The sequence below is a fragment of the Pelorhabdus rhamnosifermentans genome (assembly GCF_018835585.1).
GTDB lineage: Bacteria > Bacillota > Negativicutes > UMGS1260 > UMGS1260 > Pelorhabdus > Pelorhabdus rhamnosifermentans.
The window spans coordinates 1-22,597 of sequence record NZ_JAHGVE010000042.1 but is presented as its reverse complement, the minus strand read 5'-3'; the positions used below and the strand labels follow the sequence as shown (position 1 = coordinate 22,597).

The window sequence follows — 22,597 nt, the reverse complement described above, 5'->3', positions numbered from 1 at the left end:
GGTCTTGGTATATTTGCGTAGCATCCGATGAAACCCTTCCACCGCATTGGTGGTATAAATGAGCCGCCGGACTTCTTCCGGATACTTAAAATAGGTGGAAAGCTCTGTCCAATTTGCCTCCCAGGACTTCACAATTTGAGAATATTTCTTGCCCCAGGTCTCGCGAAATTCCTCTAGTCGGTACGCGGCATCATCTAAGGAAAGTGCTGAATCAATTTCGCTAAAGCGATACATTTTTGTTATCAGTATTTCAAGGGCAAAATTTCTGAAAGAAGTCTTTTGAAAATTGTGCAAAAATTTATGTCTCCAATACGTCCTGGCAGAGTATTTGAAAGATATCAAAATATTAAAAATGCTGTCGGGTTTGCATATAGAATTTCTTAACAACAACTCTTCATATCTGCATGTTGTACAGATGGCTTACATCCTTTAGTTTTAAAATATCTGGATGATTTGCATCGGCAAATCCAACTAATGGCTCGCCCCATTGGGATGTAATGCCCGGCTTTCTCTGATATTCCTGCACATAGTTTTGAATCATAGTCGTTATTTTTTTTTGAAATTCATTATAAGTTCCTTTCCATTAGTATAATTGATTATAAATCCCAAGGACCATTTCTTTGCTAAGCTCAGCGTAATTATTAGCCATTAATCTACCCTGTTTTTCCATTACACTTTCAGTAAAAAGAATTAGGTCTTCTCTTACTACCCCATATTCATGCAATGATTTTTTCTGAAGGATTCTATTTAATAATTTCTCCATTTCATCATATACTTTATCTTCTGCACAACCAAGAAGCTTTACTAGTATGTTATTTAATCTTTTGATTTTTCCCGTAGGATTGAGTCTCATGTAGGTCTTGAAAACGCCTATAAGCATCGCATAATTGGACTCTCCATGAGGTACATGATAAATCGCACCAAGCGGATAACTCATAGCGTGTACTGCCCCACACCCTGCATTACCAAAAGCGACACCCGCATAAGTACTGGCAATTAAAAAATCATTTAGTAAGGGTATTCTAGCTGCTTCTCCATTCGTTGCTATCTTCTGATATCCAGAAATAATCATTTCAATGGCCTGTATAGAAAAGATTTCTGTAAAAGGAGAAGCCTTTGGTGACAAATACGATTCCATCGCGTGAACCAGTGCATCGATAGAACTTGTTGCAAAAAATTCGAAAGGCAAATCATGCAATAACTCAGGTATTAATACTGCTTTATCTGCAAACAATGCCGGGACTGCCAATCCCATTTTTGTATGACGAGATTTTAATGCCAAAATAGAAATATTGGTCACTTCACTACCTGTACCACAGGTGGTAGGAAGAATGAGTAATTCCTTATCCTTTACACCGGGTATAATATGATCATATAAATCTAATACAGGAGACACAGTCTTAAGTGCAAATAATTTTGCTACGTCAATAACTGTACCGCCTCCTATGGCCACGACTCTCTTATAGTCAATATTTTTCACATCGGTATACATAGCTTCAACCATATCATCACTTGGCTCACCCTGGCCATAGGTACGGATATAAATTACGGCAGCATCTTTTATTAAGCTTTCAAAATGGGCTACGTAAGTATGGGTGCTAGTAATAATTAAATCGCCAGCACCAATTTTACAATTTTTAACAAATTCTCTACAAGTATCGAATAATACAATATTTGGGACTAAACTAAATTCTTTCATACCCTACTCTCCTGCATACAATTTTTTAGGTGCAGATATAAGCACACCTTTACTTCGAAGTAGTATTTAATTTTGCTGCTAACGAACATTCTTCAAATTAAAAATATAATGTCTTATTCATTTCGTTTTTAATTTATATGTATTTTAGCATTATTTTTTCAGGCATTCAATAAGATCTTAACCTAAATATTTTCTCGTTTTTCGTGCTAGACAACGAATTATCATTGTTTTATACTTTCTATATCATGTTGAATTTTTTCAAGAAAGGACGGAATAGTTCATTGACTTTAAAATTTTTTTATGAAAAATTCAAAAAAAAACATCAGTTACAATTAATCGCTGGCGAAAAAGGTATTCATTCTGTAGTGAAATGGATTTATCTTTTAGAAGATTTAAAGAATATCCATTTCATTCGTGGTGGAGAACTCATTATTACAACGGGGCTTGCCAATAATTATGACAATTGGCTTGAAGAACTCGTCCATGCTATGGACGGAAAAGACGTAAGTGGTATCATTTTAAATATGGGAAATTATATTAAGGAAATACCGGAATCACTAATTGATTATTGCAACCTTATGGGATTTCCACTTCTCACCATGCCGTGGGAGATACATATTGCTGATATTATGCAAGATTGCTGTAATCATGTCATGAAAGAGCAGCAAGAAGAAGAATATCTTAGTAAAACCTTTGCTAATGCCATGTTCTGCAATACGGTTGACAGTGCCTTTATTACTGAATATGAAGACATGAATCAGTATCCAAATTTCGCCTATGGAATTATAGCCTTAAAAAATGTTTCTAACAACCGATTAATAGCTATTTTAAATCAAGCTGAACAGAAATATTTGCTCCTAACAAAAAAAAGTACACATTATGCCGTCTTATATCACACAACTGAAACTGCTTTTCATTCTACAGTAGATTTCTTACATAAATCATTATTATCAGATGGTATTTACTACGGTATTGCTACTCTTGGTCAAAGCATAGAATCTCTATTTGCCAAACGCATAGAGGCGGACAAAGCACTTCAAGTGGCAAGCGCTAAAAAAGAAACTTACTGTTTCTATAATGATTTAGGACTTTATCAAATTGTATTAAGTATTTCGGATGAAGCTATATTAGAAAATCTGTATACCCAGTCTCTGAAAGCAATTATAGACTACGACCAAAAACATCATTCCAATTACTTAGAAATTCTGCGCTATTATATTGAATTCAATTCTAGTGTACAGTTAGTTGCTGAGCATACTTTTACTCACCGCAATACTATTAACTATCGCATTGCAAAAATCAAAGAATTGCTTCACAGTGATTTGTCATCTATGGAAGAACGTTGTCGTATCCAGCTTGCCTTTTGTATCTATGACTTAAAATGCCAAACCGCCGAAATTCCATTTTAAGACTAAACCGCACTTGGTATTCTTTACACACTTCCGGCCTTGGCTAGAAAACAACTATACAACAATAAATTTTGTCTTTACAATTGCCGTTCAAGGGAAAACCCCTCTAAGTCTTTTAGCCCTAACAACCCTGTCCAATGCTAATATATAGGCCGCCATACGCATTGATACATTCTTTTCAATATGAATTTTCCAAATGTCATCAAATGATTTTTTCATAATCTTTTTCAGATTATTATTAATATAATCTTCATCCCACATAAAAGATTCTTGATTTTGTACCCATTCAAAGTAGGATACTACTACTCCACCCGCATTAGCCAAAATATCAGGAACGATCTTTGTTCCTTTTATATCTAAAACCTCGTCGGCTTCTTTAGCGGTTGGGCCATTAGCCGCTTCAACGATTATTTTGGCACGAATACGATCGGCATTATCACCATTTATTTGATTTTCAAGTGCTGCCGGACAAAGAACATCTACATCCAGAGCAAGCAATTCGTCATTTGTAATAATTTCAATATCATCTTCTTGATAGCCCGCCAACGATTTTCCATTTTCCGCAGCATACTTAATTGCTGCCTCAATATTGATACCCGTTTTTTTGTACAGCGCACAAAACGCATCGCCAATTCCGACAATTTTACAGCCTTGTTTTTGTATTAATTTAGCAGTGACACTACCTACATTTCCAAAGCCTTGCACAGCAACTGTCATATTTTTAGGATCACAATTAATTTTTTCTAACAAGTTTAAAAGCGTGAACATCACGCCGCGACCGGTAGCCTCATTTCTTCCTAATGAACCGCCTATTTCTAAAGGTTTCCCTGTTACAACCGCCGGAACTGCATAACCTTTAATCATGCTAAAGGTGTCCATAATCCAAGCCATAATCTTGGCATCTGTATTGACATCCGGCGCCGGAATATCTTTTTCAGGTCCTAATACCGGCAAAATCATTGCGGTATAGCGCCGAACCATCTTTCTTAATTCATTCTCTGTCAATTTGGCGGGATCAACCTTGATCCCGCCTTTTGCACCGCCATAAGGAATATTTACTACAGCACATTTCCATGTCATCCAAGCGGCCAATGCTTTTACTTCATCAATATTCGAATCCGGGTGAAACCGAATTCCCCCTTTGCATGGTCCCCGTGTACTACTATGTTGTACACGATAACCTTCAAAAACTTCGGTATGTCCATCATCCATAACAACCGGTACGGAGACAACCAATTGCCGTTCTGGAAATCTTAACGTGATATAATCGTTTTTCTGCAATCCCAGTTTTATCGCGGCATCATCTAAAACCCGAAGCATATTTTGATAAGGATTGTACTCTTTATTCATTATCTGGCTCCTACATACATTTTTTAATAGCATTTTCTAAGATTTTAAGTCCGGCATCTAATTGCTCATCTGTAATGACCAGCGGGGCCAAAAAGCGCAGCACATTTTTGTAAACACCTGCATTTTCAATAATTAATCCATTTTGTGCACACATTTGGACTACCTTTCCAACTAATTCAGGATTAGGGGCTTTGGTCGCCTGATCTTTAACAAGTTCAAGACCGATCATAGCGCCTAGTCCACGCACATCGCCAATGACAGGATAATTTTTTTGCCAAATTTTATAAGTAGCAGTTACTTTTTGACCAATTTTCATCGCACGCTCTGCCAAATGTTTCTTTTCCATAATGTCAATGGTTTTCAAAGCAGCTGCACAAGACAGTGCGTTGCCACAGTATGTACCGCCGATAATACCAGGTGTTACGCCTTCCATAATTTCGCTTCGTGCAATAACTGCACTAAGTGGAAGTCCGGCGGCAATCGACTTCGCTGTTGCTATAATATCTGGTGTACACCCAACTTCCACCCAATACTCTGATGCAAACATTTTACCGGTACGACAAAATCCACTTTGTACTTCATCGGCAATCATTATAATTCCATATTCATCACAAATTTTACGAACGGCTTTTACCCACTCAATGGGTGCGGGTATAAATCCCCCTTCCCCTTGGAGGGGTTCTAATACCATAGCTGCAATTTGATTTGCTGGTGAACACTCTTCAAATACTTTATAAATTGATTTTACATAAAAATCAATTGCCTGCGATTCTGTCATACCTTCCGGCTTCCGATACAAATACGGATATTCTGCACGATAGATGCCATCCGGAAATGGTCCCATGCCAATAGCATAAGCTTTCTTGGACGTCATAGCCATTGTAAGCATTGTTCTGCCATGGAAGGCGCCTGAAAACACAATAATATTGGGTCTTCCCGTATATGATTTTGCAATTTTAACTGCATTTTCATCTGCCTCTGCACCACTGTTAGATAGGAAGGTTCTTCTTTTTTCACCCTTTACAGGTACGATGGAATTTAACTTTTCTGCTAATTCTACATACCCTTTATGTGTCACAATATTAAACATGCCGTGAAAGTACTTTTCTGACTGTTCTTTTACAGCTTCTATAATCTCAGGTTGACTGTAGCCAACATTGAGAACACCAACCCCCCCTACCCAATCAAGGAAGATATTCCCATCTACATCTTCAATCATTGCGCCTTCTCCACGTTCAATCACTACTGGATAGGCACAGCCTACGGCTGTCGCAGTAGCTTCTGCTCTGCGATTCATTAATGCTTGTGCCTTTGGGCCAGGCACTATTTCTGTAATAATTTTTGGCAATGCATCTCTTAACATAATTAACCCTACCTTTCTGATATAACCTTCTTTTACTTTACGCCTTTAAACAATATGCATAATAGCACTATTCTTACAGGCATACAATGAGCTTCAAGCCTAAATATTTTCCTGTTTTTCGTGCTATTCGACGAATTCATAGTGGCGGCTGTTCACATTTCGTCTGAATTACAAAATCAGCCTTCTCATGAACTATCCCAATTTTAAATAATTTATATAACAGATACAGACCGCCGTACCAAGCTGGTGCAACATATAGACCAACTAAATTATCATGATCATATCCCATGCCCAAAGTTACAGCAAGCATAAAAAGACCTACTAAATAATTAGCGTATGGATAAAACGGCATAGGGTATTTCAGGTTGGCAACCTGCTCTTTATTTAGACCTTTACGCCATTTGTACTGAATATACATAATTAAGGACCATGTCCACATACAACCCGTTGTCGTAATAGCTGACATATAATAAAACACACTATCAGGAAATACATAGTTTAAATAAACGCCTATCAGACAAACCGCACTTGACAACAAAATACCATTGGCCGGCACTTGATTGGCAGACAACTTACTCAGGATTGCGGGAGCTTCTTTCCGTAATGCCAGCCCATACAACATTCGTCCACAAACATACATCGCACTATTGAGACAAGAAGCTGCCGACGACATAATGACAAAATTAATAATGGATGCTGCATATGGAATTCCTGCTTTCTCGAATATCATAACAAACGGACTGACACCTTTGGGTAATGTATCATAAGGAAAAATAGACAATATGACAACCATAGAGCCGACGTAGAAAATAAGCACCCGCCAAAACACTTTATCAATAGCGGACTTCAGTGAAGCTTCCGGGTCGGCAGCTTCACCTGCGGTAATCCCGATCAGTTCAACTCCTGAATAAGCAAATACCACCATTACCAACGCCTTGGCAACTCCTAGCCAGCCGAAAGGCATGAAACCGCCTTGAGACCATAAATTAGAGAAACCAGTTGCTATACCATCATTACCTAACCCAAATAGGATCATGGCCAAACCGACAAAAAGCATGGCTATAATGGTAATAACTTTAATCAAAGCAAACCAAAATTCGAATTCGCCATAATATTTAACTGAAACTAAATTAATGATAAGAACAACAGCCAAACAAATTAAAGCCGGAATCCACTGTTCGATATCCGGTGACCAATATTTCATATACATGCCTACAGCGGAAATTTCGCACATAGCTAGAACAACCCATTGATACCAATAATTCCACCCAGTAATAAAAGAAGTCAGAGGCCCACAAAAAACTCTTGCATAACCAGCAAAAGAAGCCGAAACGGGATTTTCAACAGCCACTTCACCAAGTGCACGTAGCACAAAATACATCACTATACCACCAATAAGATACGCTAAAGTAAGCGCAGGTCCTGCCATCTTACTTGCTTGAGCCGACCCCATAAACAAGGCAACACCAATCACACCGCCAATAGCAATAAGTTGTATGTGTCTATCTTTAAGATCTTTTTTTAGATTTTCTTCTTCTAAAAATTCCGATTCCAGTTGCAACGAGTTACTACTCATCATATTTCCTCCTTTAATCACGATGATTTCATCAAAACAAAAAAGCGCTTGTGAACAACCTCATTCGTTGTCGACAAGCGCCTTTGCTTGAAATATATTTTGATGGTCTTTAATCCCTAAATGACCTCCTTCCATAGGAAATACTCAATAAAATAAAATTGCTGAATAAATTCCTTGAAGGAAGATATTCAGCATCATTGCTGATACGTAATTTATACGTTTTATGTTTATGTATAAAGAGTATCAGATACATCTCACTACGTCTATGTGAGCCTATTACAGAATATGTTGCGTTCTTTTGTGATACATTCACTTTTAGATTTACAAATCATGAAGAAGTACATTACTAGACAAGAGTTTTCCTATGATAACCCCTAACTGCAGAGTCAGCCGTTCATAAGGATCGTCAAAATGCCTGCCCGTGATCTCTTGAATTTTTTTTAATCGATAATCCAAGGTATTACGATGAATAAACAAACTCTGGGCAGCTTGTGCCGCATTGCAATTTTCCTTGAAATAAACGAATAAACTAGCTGCCATATCCATGTGATGCTGCTTATCGTATTCATCGAGCGGTTGAATGACTTCATTATAATATTCAGCTAACTTGTCAAATTCAAATTCAAATAATAACTTATATACACCTAACTGATCATAAGAATAGACAGGTTTGGTAGTCAGCTTTAATTCAGCAAACTTCAAGACCTTAAGAGCTTGTAAATAGCTTTTTCTAGCAACCCGAACATTATCAATTTTACCGCCTAAAGCAGCAGTAACCTCCAGCCCAGATATTCTGGCAGTCAGTTTTTTCAATATTTCCATTAAAAGAGCACTATTGTGCAAATCATCTCTACTTTGATGATTACAAGGCATAAGAAAAACAACGTTATCCGCCCACGACATTAGTAAATTTTTTCTGTCCGGCGTATTTAAACTGTCACAAATAATTTCTTCAAATCTTGCGTTAAGGGCGACTAAAGATTCCCCGCTCTTGATCTTCTGTATTTGTGAAAATTTAACCAAATTCACAGGCCTGATGATAGCCACCTGATATGGCTTGGTTAAATCATAACCAAAATATGCAGCTCGCTGAATTAACACTTTAGGGTCAACCAGAGGACAAAATAATAACTGTTCGAAAAAATCTTTAATAGATTGTTGTTCGGTCTGCTTAATAACAATATAGCTACATATCTCCTGTGTTATCTCAATAATTTTTACTTCCCAAGGCAGTTCGAAAATTGGGAAGTTTGCTCGATTTGCCAAATGAATAACCTCATCAGGAATATTTTGAATATAAGGACCGATATTAATAATCAATCCTGCTAGTTTCTTTTTAATAATCTCACGTACAATAACTTTAAGTTTATTGATATCGCCATTCAACCCCATACCCGTGATAATCAACAGTTCCCCTCCCTGCACCCAGGGAATAACATCAGGCAAGTCAAGAAAATGCACCCACCGTATCATTCGGTCCAACCCAGTTTTTCCAGCAACAATATTGAGCTTAGCCATTGAAGGTAGCTTGATAATTTCTCGGCAACTGACCATGATCGTCATCCTCTCCATTCTTTGGTATAAAAGTATTTGTTGTAATATCACACTATACTACCCTCAATTGGGTAATACAATTAGCTATCTCTGTCTTGTAAACTATATTACAAAGTAGCAATCACTCAAACAGATAGGCTTCTCGCACCACCTTATTTCACACGTTTCAACAAAAGGCAACTTTTTCCTTCTTGAAGTGCCAAATATCACCATGAAATTACAGAGATCATCTAATTTGGTTCTAACAAAAAAGCATATATATTTTTTCATCTCCTACCGCACCCTGGCAACCAGCTAACGCCCCTGTCATAGTCCGTAACAAACAATTATTATCCGTATATGACAAGCCGCTGATTTAGTATCCGCCAACGTGCCCTTAAAGGAAAGACTTGACTGGAATAGAAGCTAAGACAGGTCTTTCTGCTACGTAAAAGTTATCAAAATGTACAAAAAGCGGCACGGCTCAGAATCTCTGAAGCCTTGCCATTACTATATTCTTTATGGTGCACTCGGGACCCCGGCACAGGGTTTAGGAAGGCAGTAATTTCAATATTTAAGCATAAGATAAGCATGGACATCGCTAGAAAATAGCCATTTTACTACCTCCTGAATGGCATCAATCACCGTTCCTAATGGGCGGACTTCGATTTTTCATGGCGGTAAATCTTGTTTCAATCATGCTTCAAAAGAAATTATCTCTGCATGTCCGTGAGACCTCCCCGGGTAAGAACGCAGTCTTTCACTCCATCTACCTGCCACATCCAAAGTACAGACTTTCGGATAGTTTAGGGCTTTGATTTGAGTGGAAATCTCACCCAGCCTGCTTCGCCTTATATGTGATTTCTATTCGTCAGGCCAAAGTTTTGCCGCCGGCTTCCTCCAGATTCTACCTCGCGATGGACAACCTTGCCTTAGGCTATACGCTTGGCACTATCTACCCGCGCTCAGGACTTTCACCTGTTAAACTACGTCCATGCCAGGCGAACCGCAAACGGCTATTTGTCCATTATTAGACAAATAGCCGTTTCCTATTATTGTAAAAAAAGCGGGATTTACATGGTGGAGGCGAACCGTCGCCTTGCAAACCCACCTTATTCTATTACCATTCACATCATTTAGGATTAACCGGAAAACAGCGGCTTTTTTCTTAATATGTTCCCACATACATACTGCCATTTGATAGACAGACGATACTGATACGCGAAAATAGAAGTTTTCCGATAGGGTTCGACCTTCTAAATGCAAGAAGGTCGCGTTAATTTTGAGTCCTATATTTTTACGCAAAAAAGCAATAATGCTTTAAAACATTCAGACTTTGCAAGCACTGCTTATACAGTACTTGCAAAGTAAACTATATCACCGAAAGTTCCCATAGGTACAATGATGCAACAGAACCATACGGCGAATACCTTTTTCTATACCTATCAAACTTTTCCTTGGTGAGCACTTTAAGGCCATATAAATTCATCATTCCTCTACGAACGGCCAAATCCCCATAGCTTACAACATCAGGCCGACATAGTGAAAAAATCAGCAACATTTCAGCAGTCCAAACACCAACTCCATGCAGTGAAGAAAGTTTTTTTATTATCTCTTCATCACTCAACGTATGGAGTTTATCAAAATTCACCACACCAGCTATAGTAGCATTTGCAAATTCCTGTACATATCCGGCTTTTCTTATGGATATACCGCAACTTTGAATGTCAGTCAGGCTTACCCTTACAATGTTTTCTGGCGTTATTCTTCCAACGATAACAGATAACCTGTTCCAGACTGTCTCAGCAGCCTTCTTCGAGATTTGCTGACTAACAATGCTTGAAACAAGTGCAGTAAACGGATCTGGTGTAATTTCACGTTGTATCATGCCAATGCTATCAATCGCTGCAGCAAGCTTTTTATCCTTGCGTTTTAAATGTGCTATTTCATTCGATCCATACTCAAAAATCTGCATATTCGTGTCTATTCTCCATTTTGAGCAATCTATTTTTCAATTCAAGCCCTCCACGGTAACCTACTAATGAGCCATTGGCGCTGATAACACGGTGACAGGGAATGAATATCGGAATTGGATTACGGTTATTTGCTAGTCCTACAGCACGCGCAGCATTAGGGTTACCAATTTTTTCAGCTACACTCTTATAGCTTACTGTTTTACCGTATGGTATTTCGCATAGACTTGTCCAAACCTGTTTCATAAAGACTGTGCCGCCAGGTTCAAGGGGCAGAAAAAAGTTTGTAAGATTGCTCACAAGATAGTTTTGAAGCTGCTGTGCTGCTTCTTTTAGGATTGGCGCTTCATATATTTCCATATCTTGAGGCCAGTTGCCGTTTGGAAAATACAAGTTAGTGATTCTTCCATTTTTTTCAGCTATACCAATTTTGCCAATGTCCGTTTCATAAAAATATATAGACACAATCAATCATCTCGACTTTTCCTATATTCATTTGGTGTATACCCAGTCTGTTCTTTAAAACATTTATAAAAGTTAGACAAGCTTTTAAATCCCACTGTATAGGCAATCTCAAGAATGCTTAGATCTTCTTGCTTTAATAATTCTAATGCGTTGCCTACTCTTACCTTAGTAATGTACTGTGTAAGAGTAAGACCACTATACCGCTTAAAAAGTCTAATCAAGTGGTTTTTACTAACCCCAAGTTGTTTTGAAATATAACTTACATCAATTTGATGATTATAATCTGCGTCAATTATATCTTTAGTCTTTTTTACAAGTTCTAACTCGGGTTCGAAAACTACTTTATCGGGACAACACCTTTTGCACGCGCGAAATTCACTTTCCACTGCCCCTGCTATGTGATCAAAGAAAACTACATTGTCGCGAACAGGAGTTTTCGACTTACATGACGGTTTGCAAAAGATTCCTGTTGTCCTTACTCCATAGAAAAAAATACCGTCATATCTTCTGTCGCAGCTCACAACAGCTTGCCATTTCTCATCATCAGAAATACTGCTAGACTCTTTCATAAATTAACCCTCTCAGTGTTCATCTATAAAATTTTGCAGTTCATCGTGCCAGGCATCAGGCTCAAAAGTACCAATTCCGGTTTCCTCTCCAAATAAAAGATCTACGATGTACCGTGGCGTTTTTCCTCCGATATGCATCGCTTTAATGCAGGAAACACAGTAAACCACTACATTTTCACATGGCATTTCATTTGCCCGTTTTTTCATCTGCTCTTTGACAAATCCCGCAGGCAAAGTGCCGTAAAAACTGTCTCCACAGCAGGTTGCTTTGGTACAAGTATTTTCGGATTCAACAATTGTTATATTCATTCTCTCCAGGAGCTTTCTTATGGCAGCATGTACCCTTTCCTGTGTGCGTGTAGGGCAGGCATCGTGTACGGTCATTTCAATGCCCCTATAGTCAGGAAATGAAAATAATTTGCTTTCAGCTAATATCTCCCATAACGATATAGTAGATATTCCATGATAAAGCTCTCTGTATCGTTTGTCACAGCCTGCACAGGTGTTAATTACCTGAGTGCCATCTTTAAGTTGAGGTTCATGCCTGCAACAAATCAGGTGTTCAGGAATGTCTCCTAAATTCTTATTTAAAAACTCTAATACTTTCTTAGCAAGCTCCGGCTTATAGATCATAAGTGCACAGCCAGGTGCATAAACGTGTCTCATTATAATCCCTCCACCAAATTCTAGTACACAAACATATTTTACAGTAAATGAAACTATAAATCTTCCTATATTCCACCATGTAATTTATATAAATTTCTTCTATTAGTGGGGTTTTCCCTGGGCTTTTGCATGTTTGACAGTGTTTCACTGGCATACAATGATGGTCTGGAGCGCAGAGAGGGATGATTGTCACCCTTGCCTCTGCTAAATCTTTTGCAGCACTCCATATCTCAGACATTTTTCTCAACCTCCATCACAAATACGGGTATTTTCATTACCGGAGCCGTTGGTCAACTAACTTTCTGCCTATAATAGTACAAAATTCAGCGTAAAAGCACACAAAGCATATAAAGCTGCATTTTCTCGAATAACCATAAAATGATAAAATCAATTTAACCCGTGAACATCGAGCCTTAAAGAACAATGAAATACTGGAAAGGTTGGGATGGAATAGTGCTGAACAAGAGCTTAAGTGAAAGCAAAAAAAGATTAGATGCAATTAATCAGGCACCAGCGAAACAAAGAAGTTTTGAAGACCGTCACCGCCGAATTACCCTCTATTTAGAGAACGATGTATATGCCGACCTGCAATTACTGCGCGGTTCGGGAACTAGTCAGTCACAGATTGTCAACGACGCTTTAAAAGCTCACATGAGTACATTATCAAAGCTTTAAAGCAACAAATAGCCGTTATCCATTTTTAGGATAACGGCCTTTCCATTCATCGTCTCTATGAGTAGCAACACTTGACAATAGTATTTTAAAGGGTTAGATTTATTAGTATATTGGTGGAGATAAAAACACTGTTTTGGTTGGTAGTCCAAACACATATTCCATATGTCAGTAACCTTCCCCCTCCTGGGGTCGTCCATTCTCTTATGCTGCCAATATAACAGGAGGGAAAAAATTGAATATCAAACTTACTCTTTTCTTTGATGGTGCTTTCTGGACTGCTCTATTTGAGAGAAGCAATTTGGAACATTATGAAGTATCAAAAGTAGTTTTCCACACAGAACCTAGTAACCAAGAGGTGCTGGACTATGTCCTCCATGTAGTGGTCAAGCATTTTTGTAACACTTGAGTCTACTTTTTTCACGTTTAAACCTTGCCTCAAATGGAGTCAGATTGTTGTTGTAAGAATGTGGTCTCACATGGTTATACCAAATATATGCAAAATCATTGACAGCTTGATCGAGTTCCTCTTCTGAATGGTAGTAATGCAAATTGAGCTTTTCGTTTTTTAGTGTATTGTAATATCTTTCCATTGGTGCATTATCATAGGGATACCCGGCTTTACTAAGCCTAACTGCTTATTCATATACTTATGGACTGTGGTCTTGCTTAAATAGATGTTTTCTCGCGCTAAAAATACGCGCATTATGCGATGGCCTATCACACCATTCGTATCATGATACAGTTTTGTAATGACTTCAAAAATCCTTACTTTTTCACTGCGATCTTTAGTTTCCTTACTTCTGAGGAAATTATAATAAGCGTTTGGGCTTAGCTCAAATTTTCTTAAAAGCCACCTAAGCCCAAATTCTTGGTGATATCTTTCAATAAATTGATAAACTCTTATTCGATTTCCTTCGCAAAGAATGCCGCCGCTTTTTTTAAGAAGCGATTTTCCTTTTCCATTTCTTCTAGCTGCTTTCTTAATTTTAGGTTCTCTTTCATATAATCATATTCTGTTTGGCTGCTTTCCGTTGTTTGGCATTCTTCGCGATATAGTTTAGTCCATTTTGATATAGCTGCTTTTGATGCGCCGTATTCATCAGCTAACCCTTTTAAGCTTCGTCCTTCTTCTAAATGAAGGCGAATGATTTTCTTCTTAAATTCTTCATCATATTATTTCATTTTTATCCCTCTTTTTCTGATAGATTCATTTTAATCTATTAGACAGAGGTGTTACAACTTCACTATACCACTACAAACAGTCCGTGTCTTGTAACAAGTGAAAAGTACCATTAAAAAGAAGCAATTGGTACACCTTTGCATCTTGTAACTAGTCACTTACGAAAAAAATACTGCATCTTAGATGCGTAATTTATTTTATCATAGATATATTTCTTAATTATCTCAGGAGCGTTATTGAATATTATCTCATTACGCTTAAGTACTTTTTCAACAGTAACTCCATATTTACGACACATTTTTCCTTCCAGGCATATATCTAAAGTTAACGGCTGCAACCTATCCATAATTGCTGCGCATAAAGCTTCTTTGGACTCCATCTTCTCGAACTCCTGCCATAGTTCTGAAAACTCTGTTGCTTGTTCAAATGGAAGTAATGAAAATATTTTTTCAGCTGACTTTTTCTCACGATATTCTTTATCTAAGTTAGCCTTCTCATTATATGCAAATGTATCACCTGCATATATTTCAATTATGTCATGAATCAAGGTCATTTTTAGTGTTTTCAGTATGTCTAATCCTTCAAAGTACTCTGAAAGAACAATCACCATCATTGCAAGATGCCAGGAGTGCTCCGAATCATTTTCTAGCCGTGAGCCATCAACTAGGTAGTTTTGACGGAAAACAGTTTTCAATTTATCAATTTTTATCAAAAAATCCATTTGTTGTTCTAAACGTGTAAGGTTCATTACAATCCTCCATTTTCATCCGATTTATATTCCTAATACGAAGGTTGAATGACAGATAAACACTCTCTATATCAGGCAAGACCAAAAAGAATGCGGAGAGAATTCTCTCCGCAATTCCTAGGTATGAGTTTAAACACAACCCCCACCTTCGATGTTGTCGTTTTCAAAATAGCCCTTTAGTATCAATTTTTTAACTGCTATACGGTTATCTAAAACAGGTTGAGGAATAAGGAAGCATAGTCCATTTGCTTCTTCTTAGCACCGAAGTTTCTTAGTTACATAATAAATGTTTTCCCCCAGTATTTCTGCCTGCTTTAATCTTTTATCCTGTTTTAGTATATCACCAGGCTCACTTGCGGTTGCAGTCACTCCATTTAATTCTCCTGGAACACAAATCATGCCACACGATAACATCCAAGTATACATTGCATTTAGAGCTATTGTTTGTCCACCACATGTTCCAGCTCCAACAGCAATTCCACCTCCAACTTTCCCCTTTAGAGGGCGATCAATATTAACACCATAATGTCGATCAAGAACTGCCATCAATTGAGAGCAAATATTTCGCGAGTATACTGGGCTCGACAAAATTAAAGCATCACACCACCTAAATAGCTCATATATATCTTTCATATCATCATTTATAGTACATTTACCAAGTCGCTTACAATCATCGCAAGCAGTGCATGGCCTAATATTCATATCTCTCAATATAAGCAATTTAGTATTTTCCTTTTTTTCAATAAAGGCTTTCATGGAATGTTTTAATAGGATCTCACTATTTCCATTTATTCGAGGAGTTCCAGATATACAAAGTAAATTCATCAAATCACCTCACTTTAAATTTGCAACAAGTTCTTGTTAAGCGATTTCTGTTTTTATCATATGTAAAATATCCTCACTACATTTTATTATCCCCTTGGCTAAAGAATAATGTGGAGTGAACCCAAAAAAACTAACTGACTTTGAATTATCTAGAATCCATGGTTTTGAAGGAATACAATGATTATTGTAATGCTCAACAAATTTGATCGTAACATCAGGGAAAAGTTGTCCTTTTAAGATTTCAATATATTGCGCATCACTAAATACCGCTTTCTCTGAACTAGTTAAGTTAAATATATCATTATTCGCCATAGGATGAAACCCAAATAAGATCAATCCTTCAATTGCATCGCTAATATACATTGGTGGAGCTGAGACTTTATCTGGATTGCTAAGTTTAGCAGGCATATTATTAATTATATTGTATATTGCATTAGTCAAAGAAAACGGTCTCATATCTCCAGGGCCGTATATTGTGGAAGGACGAACAATGCTATAATTTATTCCATAAAAGCTATGATATAACATTAAGATTTCCTCAGCAATAACTTTAATTCTACCATAAGTATCAATTGGACAACGCGGAATCTCCTCATTTACGATTGATGCTTTTGGATCACCATATACAGAAGCGGAGGATATTAAAACAAAACGCTTGAGATTACTCATTTCTTTAATAGCCCCGAGAACTTTTATCAAGCCAAAAACCTCATTAAGAGAACTATTTACGTTATCATATAAGAATCCGCATACAGAGTAATAAACGATGTTAGGACATGTTTCAGCGAAAATACATTTCATTGCTTGTTCATCACAAATATCCATATTAATTATCCTGCATTTTTTCTTAAGATTTTCTAAAATAATGCTATTTATTTGAGAATAATATGCAGAATCTTTATCTCTTTGTGTATAAACCGTAAATTTTTTAAAGTTATCCATTGTATCAATTATAGTAACATCATGACCTGTAGCACTTAATTTCAACGCTAAATTTCCTCCTAAAAATCCAGCACCACCAATAATTACTATATTAGCCAAGCTTAATCTGCCACCTTTAATGTTATAGGTTTTGTATGGTTTAAAGATTTTCCACATACTTCATTATTCATCACATAAATAGATGTATTTCCATAGAACCATAAACTCAAAAAATATTTATTCACAGTCGCATCAAAGGCGCCCATTTGCATTTCATTTGTTTTATATGAGACAATATTATCAGGTTTACCACATAAGCCGATAAGTTCTTCTGTTTTCATCCCCATAAAAATGCTTTCAAAATTATCCCATTTCATTGTTTCTGACTTAACAAGTACATTTTCAATTACAACTTTTTTCCCACTACCTCCCGGTTTGCGAGCTACTAGTTTTTCAATAGGATGATAGTGGAGTGGTATTCCAGGATGTTTATCCCATTTAACATAGACATCATACCGAAAAATGTCCCAATCTTCGTAAAATTCTCTTAACTCATTTGGCGCAAATGAATGAGCATACCGAGCAGACTTGAATTCCTCCGTCCGTGGATATTCATCATTAAATACAAAGACTGTATAAATATTAAAACCACCTGGTTTCGTATGCTCTTTAGCTTGAGTTAATAACTCACGCCATTCCATATTCGATAAATAGTAAAGACATCCATGAGACATAATTAAGTCATAATCTTCATTAATTTCAAGTCTACCGATATCCGAAACAATTCCTGATAAACTAATTTTATTAATGCTTGAAATTGTTGACAATTTTCGGATACCGGCTTCTGACCTATCAATAGCTGTAACATCAAATCCCGCACTTGCTAAAAAATAACTATTTCGCCCCTCACCACATCCTAAATCCAAAACTTTAGCATTAACTGGTAATGCAGGAGCGATTTCAATTACTTCAAAACTTGGTCCGCCCATAGTAGAAACACTCATATCTCGATAGCCTTTCTCCCAAAAAGCCCCAAAAGGTTCTTTCTCGAACCATTTCTCATCTTTTAACATTTTATCTTGTAACTTAGCCATTATATATATATCCTCCTTTTTTAAAAGCTTTTTCAGCTTTTACTATCAATTAAATTTTGCTAAAAAGACTTTTTCCAGGTTAAAATTTATCTTTTTCAAAACCATTAAACAGTCTCAAAATGGAAGATACTTTTCATTCTCAGAACTATAAAATAATGAAGCAATAATACTGCTATATTTTCTTCCAATCTTAGTTAAAGTTATAGAAGAATTGTTATTATTAATGTAATTTCCTTCCTCTAATACTTTAAATTCGTTAAAGAATCTATTTTCTATTAATTCATTAAAATGTATAAAATACTCTTCCTTATTAATACCCTGAAAAAGTAAATGATACATGATATATCTTCTTTTAATCTCTTCTTTATTTAAAATAACCGCAGATCGAACAGGTATTTCATCATTTATTTTTAAATAAGCTTCAATGATATCACGACTACTGGTTTTGTTAACATAATCATCATTGGTATAATGTAAATATTGAGTATAGCTCCGAGATCCGGCTCCTAATCCCATTGTCGGAATCCCTACTGACTCATTAGCTTCATACTGGCACCCTCCTCCTCCTTTTACAAAATTAATTTGTGTTTGCTGAATATATCCATTTGACTCTAAAAATACTACTGCAAAATCATACATTTTGTATAAATTTGCACCATTAGCAATATTGGAGTTTATTTCTTGATAATATTTCCTGTTTTGTATAACTAAAGGATAAAGCGTAATCGTTGTAATTCCTAATTCAACTGCTATTTCAAGACTCTTTTGCCAAGTTTCAAATGTTTGTTCAGCTAACCCAAATATCAGATCAATATTAACATTTCTAAATCCACTTTCTATCGCAGTTGATATAATCTTATATGCAGTATCAGAATTATACTTACGTCCTGCGGCATATAATTCATTAGTAATAAAACTTTGAATACCAATACTTATTCTATTAAAACCCAAACCGACGAGTTCTCTGCATTTATCTTTACTTATATTAGTAGGAGTAGATTCAATGCCTATTTCTAAATTATTATTAATGTAAAATTCATTTGAAAAATGATTAAGAATTGTTTCTAATTGCTTTGTTGATAATATTGTTGGAGTTCCTCCACCAAGGTATATTGATGCAATCTCAACTGAATCTTTATTAATACAGTTTCCCACTAAATTACTTTCTCGTAATAAAGCTGAAACATATTGCTCACTAGTTTCAGCAGAATTTGACATAATTGAAAACAACTTACAATAGTGGCATTTGTAGTCACAATAAGGTATATGTACATAAATATTTACAGGTCCTGCTACTGTAGTCCAACTTTGAGATACTGCTTTACTATCAGTAAATGGTTTATATGCATCTTTGGGTGGATATGCATAAAAATATTTTGGTCTTTCCAACTTCATGATTTTATCATGAAGTTTTTGTCGCACCTCATCTATATCTTGTAATTTACACTGTTGGTCACTTCTGACATCCACCATAATTCCTCCCCTTTTAGGTTCAATTGATTCCCATCAAACTACTTTGTAGCTTTCTTTTTGCAAAGATGATAAAATACTGAATAAATTAATTCATATGCATCCTACCGTCTTTTGTATTAAATGTAATATTTTCCTCGAATGGTTAAGGTTCTTTTATTCTTATTTATTAAGTACTATAAATATGCATAATCTTTTCCAAATGCTATTCATTCACAGCTCAAAGATAAAGGCTTTAGGGCTGCAGACATTGAAAAACTGACGCAAACCCCAAGTCTTGAAAGATTTCTCAATATTGCTCCGATAAATGCTACTAAAGAAGTAGTGCATTCCATATATCAAAGTTCGTTTTAACCTGTACTCGGGCGCAAGCAGCCTTGTCAAGAACAATGAAAAAAACTATATACACATGAGAAAAGGCCAACAGAATTTTACATCTGTTGGCCTCAAGTTACCCTAACGATATGCAATTCATGAAATCAAGACGCATGTGTAGGTAAGCATACTCGTCATTTAAATTCCCCCTAAAAAAGTCGGCACGCGGACAGGCATCATTTTTTCGGAAACAAGCTTCCTGCTACTTGTTTCATGACAACTCTTGGTGCGACTTGTCCTGTCCAGCATTCAAAAGCCAGTGCAGCCTGTTCCACAAGCATACTGAGTCCCCCCATAACAGAATGACCCTCAGCATTTGCCTGTATAAGAAGCTGTGTCATTACAGGATTATAAATCAAATCGCACACAACAGCCGACTGCTTTAATTTGGTAGTCATAGGCAGTGGTGTTTCAGCTAAATGGGGATACATGCCAATTGGCGTAGCATGAATAATAAAGTCCATATTAGACACAATTTGTTGAAACTCTGAACTTGGCCATAAAACCGGCTGAACAGATAACTGAGGAAATAGATGAATGAATTGCCTTGCCTGTTCTATGTGCCGAGCTGCCACAAAAAAGTTCTCTACACCAGCGCTTGCCATTCCTGCCAGAATCCCCCGCGCAGCACCACCCGCACCAATAACGAGCACTCTTTTATCACGCACATTAAATTGTCTTTGTTTCAAAGCCGTCATAAATCCATTGGCATCTGTATTGTAACCAATGAGTTTCGATTGACGGATCGCAATAGTATTCACAGCTCCAGCCAAATGAGCTGTTTCATCTATTTCATCTAAATACTTCATGATGGCGACCTTGTGAGGAATCGTCACATTAGCACCAGTAAAGCCCAAGGCCCGAAGTCCATTGACAGCTTGAGCCAATTGACCAGGTTCAACAGGTAGTGGTACATAGACATAATCTAATTTGCAATGTACAAAAGCAGCATTATGAATAGCAGGAGAAAAAGAATGACCCACAGGCCAGCCAATAATCCCTACTTTTTGTGTTGTTCCTGAAATCATCATATTAATACAAATCCCCTCGTCGATCAGCAAATATATCCATACTCCGTCGTACTTCTGCAATAAATTGAAAATCAATATCACCATACAGAATATCTTCCTTATTATCACCCTCTACAAGAATGGTGCCATCAGGCCCAACAAGCAATGAGTGTCCAAAAAAAGGGTGATTTTTATGCTGTCCCACGCAATTGACGGCACAGATAAAGACTTGATTTTCCACTGCACGAGCTTGTACAAGAACACGCCAGTTATCACCGCGTGCTGTCGGCCATTCAGCAGGAACGAAAATAAGTGAAGAACCTTGTAAAGTAAGACTACGAAAAAGTTCTGGAAAACGCAAATCGTAACAAATAGCCGCACCTGCTTTATGACCCGCCAAGTCAAATAAACAAAGTTTTTGACCTGCCGAAAAAAAATCACCTTCATTAAACATAGAAAAAAGATGAACTTTTTGATAAGTTGCTACAATTCCCTCTGCATTCACAACAAATAAACCATTATAGATATGATTATCCTTTCGATAAGCCAAAGACCCACCAACAATCATAACATCATTCTTATGGGCAATTTTCTTTAAACCTTCTAAGGTTGGTCCCGCTTCTGTCTCCGCAAAATCACCAACATGACGCAAAGAATATCCCGTTGTCCATAGTTCAGGAAGTACAATAACATCAGCCGTTTCGGCAGCAAGCGCAACAAGTTCTAAGCCATGCTCTCGATTCTGCTCAACAGCTCCACTTACCACATTCAGTTGTACTAGTGCTAATTTCATCATAAGACTCCTTTTATTCGTTTAAGGAAACAGTCCCTTATGTCGTAATAATAGTACTGTAAGCCTCTCTAAACGACGCGTAATCTTTGTGCCCATAAATTCTTTAGTAGACAAAGGTGATACCCATATAGTATAACAGCCAATGCGATTACCACCTAAAATATCCGTATAAATCTGATCGCCAACTACAGCAACTTGCTGTGGCAATAAATCCATCATCTGAACTGCTTGACGAAAACCTTTTATCATGGGTTTGCGTGCTTTTGATACAAAAGGAACTTGTAATATTTTTGCGATTTTTTGAACACGCGGTCCGCAATTGTTTGATAATAGACAAACCTGAATACCTGCAGCCTTTAATTTTCTTATCCACCGCATCGTCGCGTCGGGAACATTCAGACTACTCCAAGGAATAATCGTATTATCAAGATCCACGATCATTCCAACAATATTTTCCCGCTGCAAATCATAAGGTTCAATATCATAAATAACTGCTTCACTACGATTTGGGCATAATAAACGAAGCATACGCTCCCTTCTCTCAGCAGACTCCCTTAATATAGGACTAGATTCTCTTATATATTCTAAAAACCTCCTACCAACTCCTTCAGCAAGAGATACAATATATCATTGACCATTTTCTCACACCACCATACATCCTTTTCATTATTGATTATATACGAAAATACATCCATTGCATAAATGCAATGGATGTATAAAAATGGCTCCTTGAGTAGGACTCGAACCTACGACCGATCGGTTAACAGCCGATTGCTCTACCAACTGAGCTATCAAGGAATAAATCAGCAACTATCTATCCTCCCAAGCCGTTTCCAACCAAGTACTTTCGACGTATAAGGGCTTAACTTCTGTGTTCGGTATGGGAACAGGTGGATCCCCTTA

20 protein-coding genes, 1 tRNA gene, 1 rRNA gene and 2 pseudogenes are annotated in these 22,597 nt (G+C 37.0%); 3 read left to right on the top strand and 21 right to left on the bottom strand.

The genetic code is table 11. The annotated features are described in order from the left end of the window. A pseudogene (locus Ga0466249_RS24585) lies at positions 1-168 on the bottom strand (transposase); the annotation flags it as partial. Positions 169-583: 415 nt separating this feature from the next. Further along, positions 584-1,699, bottom strand: a complete 1,116-nt coding sequence (locus Ga0466249_RS24580; protein ID WP_215832136.1) for a 4-hydroxybutyrate dehydrogenase — start codon at positions 1,697-1,699, stop codon at positions 584-586. 281 nt (positions 1,700-1,980) lie between these two features. Here Ga0466249_RS24580 and Ga0466249_RS24575 point away from each other — a divergent pair, with 281 nt between their 5' ends. Continuing rightward, positions 1,981-3,108, top strand: coding sequence for a PucR family transcriptional regulator (locus tag Ga0466249_RS24575; protein ID WP_215832135.1), 1,128 nt, complete (start codon positions 1,981-1,983; stop codon positions 3,106-3,108). 90 nt (positions 3,109-3,198) lie between these two features. Here the strand turns inward: Ga0466249_RS24575 and Ga0466249_RS24570 are convergent, their stop codons facing one another. The 8 genes from Ga0466249_RS24570 to Ga0466249_RS24535 form a co-directional block, all read right to left on the bottom strand. Continuing rightward, on the bottom strand, positions 3,199-4,458 hold the full coding sequence (locus Ga0466249_RS24570; RefSeq protein WP_215832134.1) for a Glu/Leu/Phe/Val family dehydrogenase: 1,260 nt from the start codon (positions 4,456-4,458) through the stop codon (positions 3,199-3,201). 10 nt (positions 4,459-4,468) lie between these two features. Next, positions 4,469-5,821, bottom strand: coding sequence for a 4-aminobutyrate--2-oxoglutarate transaminase (gene gabT / locus Ga0466249_RS24565; protein WP_215832133.1), 1,353 nt, complete (start codon positions 5,819-5,821; stop codon positions 4,469-4,471). A 136-nt stretch (positions 5,822-5,957) separates the two neighbouring features. Continuing rightward, positions 5,958-7,400 (bottom strand): amino acid permease, encoded by a 1,443-nt coding sequence (locus Ga0466249_RS24560; RefSeq protein ID WP_246589031.1) that lies wholly within the window; start codon positions 7,398-7,400, stop codon positions 5,958-5,960. Between the two features lie 318 nt (positions 7,401-7,718). After that, entirely contained in the window at positions 7,719-8,951 is a 1,233-nt protein-coding gene (locus tag Ga0466249_RS24555; RefSeq protein WP_215832132.1) for a PucR family transcriptional regulator, read from the bottom strand. A 1,351-nt stretch (positions 8,952-10,302) separates the two neighbouring features. Further along, positions 10,303-10,905: a DNA-3-methyladenine glycosylase family protein gene (locus Ga0466249_RS24550; RefSeq protein ID WP_246589030.1), complete on the bottom strand. Its 603-nt coding sequence runs from the start codon at positions 10,903-10,905 to the stop codon at positions 10,303-10,305. Next, positions 10,892-11,368: a methylated-DNA--[protein]-cysteine S-methyltransferase gene (locus Ga0466249_RS24545; protein WP_312889832.1), complete on the bottom strand. Its 477-nt coding sequence runs from the start codon at positions 11,366-11,368 to the stop codon at positions 10,892-10,894. Before Ga0466249_RS24545 ends, Ga0466249_RS24550 begins: the two co-directional genes overlap by 14 nt. Positions 11,369-11,370: 2 nt before the next feature. Beyond that, positions 11,371-11,937 (bottom strand): bifunctional transcriptional activator/DNA repair enzyme AdaA, encoded by a 567-nt coding sequence (locus tag Ga0466249_RS24540; RefSeq protein WP_215832131.1) that lies wholly within the window; start codon positions 11,935-11,937, stop codon positions 11,371-11,373. 12 nt (positions 11,938-11,949) lie between these two features. After that, positions 11,950-12,603 carry a (Fe-S)-binding protein gene (locus tag Ga0466249_RS24535; protein WP_215832130.1) on the bottom strand — a complete coding sequence of 218 codons (654 nt, stop codon included), beginning with the start codon at positions 12,601-12,603 and terminating at the stop codon, positions 11,950-11,952. Positions 12,604-13,026: 423 nt separating this feature from the next. Here Ga0466249_RS24535 and Ga0466249_RS24530 point away from each other — a divergent pair, with 423 nt between their 5' ends. Both Ga0466249_RS24530 and Ga0466249_RS24525 read left to right on the top strand, forming a co-directional pair. Continuing rightward, on the top strand, positions 13,027-13,278 hold the full coding sequence (locus Ga0466249_RS24530; RefSeq protein ID WP_215832129.1) for a hypothetical protein: 252 nt from the start codon (positions 13,027-13,029) through the stop codon (positions 13,276-13,278). A 232-nt stretch (positions 13,279-13,510) separates the two neighbouring features. After that, positions 13,511-13,684, top strand: a complete 174-nt coding sequence (locus Ga0466249_RS24525; protein WP_215832128.1) for a DUF2992 family protein — start codon at positions 13,511-13,513, stop codon at positions 13,682-13,684. Here the strand turns inward: Ga0466249_RS24525 and Ga0466249_RS24520 are convergent. The 11 genes and pseudogenes from Ga0466249_RS24520 to rrf all read right to left on the bottom strand — a co-directional run. After that, positions 13,662-14,427: pseudogene (locus tag Ga0466249_RS24520) on the bottom strand (integrase core domain-containing protein). The gene Ga0466249_RS24525 and the pseudogene Ga0466249_RS24520 sit on opposite strands and share 23 nt — an antisense overlap. 185 nt (positions 14,428-14,612) lie before the next feature. Continuing rightward, positions 14,613-15,206, bottom strand: coding sequence for an HD domain-containing protein (locus Ga0466249_RS24515; protein ID WP_215832127.1), 594 nt, complete (start codon positions 15,204-15,206; stop codon positions 14,613-14,615). A 255-nt stretch (positions 15,207-15,461) separates the two neighbouring features. Beyond that, positions 15,462-16,031: a flavodoxin family protein gene (locus tag Ga0466249_RS24510; protein ID WP_215832126.1), complete on the bottom strand. Its 570-nt coding sequence runs from the start codon at positions 16,029-16,031 to the stop codon at positions 15,462-15,464. 36 nt (positions 16,032-16,067) lie between these two features. Beyond that, positions 16,068-17,072, bottom strand: coding sequence for an NAD-dependent epimerase/dehydratase family protein (locus Ga0466249_RS24505; protein ID WP_215832125.1), 1,005 nt, complete (start codon positions 17,070-17,072; stop codon positions 16,068-16,070). 2 nt (positions 17,073-17,074) lie between these two features. Next, a complete protein-coding gene (locus Ga0466249_RS24500) occupies positions 17,075-18,046 on the bottom strand; it encodes a methyltransferase domain-containing protein (RefSeq protein ID WP_215832124.1) in 972 nt (323 codons plus the stop codon). A 114-nt stretch (positions 18,047-18,160) separates the two neighbouring features. Continuing rightward, positions 18,161-19,519, bottom strand: a complete 1,359-nt coding sequence (locus Ga0466249_RS24495; protein ID WP_215832123.1) for a coproporphyrinogen-III oxidase family protein — start codon at positions 19,517-19,519, stop codon at positions 18,161-18,163. A gap of 548 nt (positions 19,520-20,067) precedes the next feature. After that, the gene (aroE, locus tag Ga0466249_RS24490) at positions 20,068-20,922 is read right to left on the bottom strand and encodes a shikimate dehydrogenase (RefSeq protein ID WP_246589028.1); all 855 of its coding nucleotides are present in this window, start codon (positions 20,920-20,922) and stop codon (positions 20,068-20,070) included. Position 20,923: 1 nt separating this feature from the next. Further along, positions 20,924-21,697: a carbon-nitrogen family hydrolase gene (locus Ga0466249_RS24485; protein WP_246589027.1), complete on the bottom strand. Its 774-nt coding sequence runs from the start codon at positions 21,695-21,697 to the stop codon at positions 20,924-20,926. A gap of 18 nt (positions 21,698-21,715) precedes the next feature. Then, positions 21,716-22,222 carry a YqeG family HAD IIIA-type phosphatase gene (locus tag Ga0466249_RS24480; RefSeq protein ID WP_215832122.1) on the bottom strand — a complete coding sequence of 169 codons (507 nt, stop codon included), beginning with the start codon at positions 22,220-22,222 and terminating at the stop codon, positions 21,716-21,718. 194 nt (positions 22,223-22,416) lie between these two features. Further along, positions 22,417-22,492: transfer RNA gene (locus tag Ga0466249_RS24475), tRNA-Asn, on the bottom strand. 3 nt (positions 22,493-22,495) lie between these two features. Continuing rightward, a 5S ribosomal RNA gene (rrf, locus tag Ga0466249_RS24470) occupies positions 22,496-22,597 on the bottom strand; the annotation flags it as partial.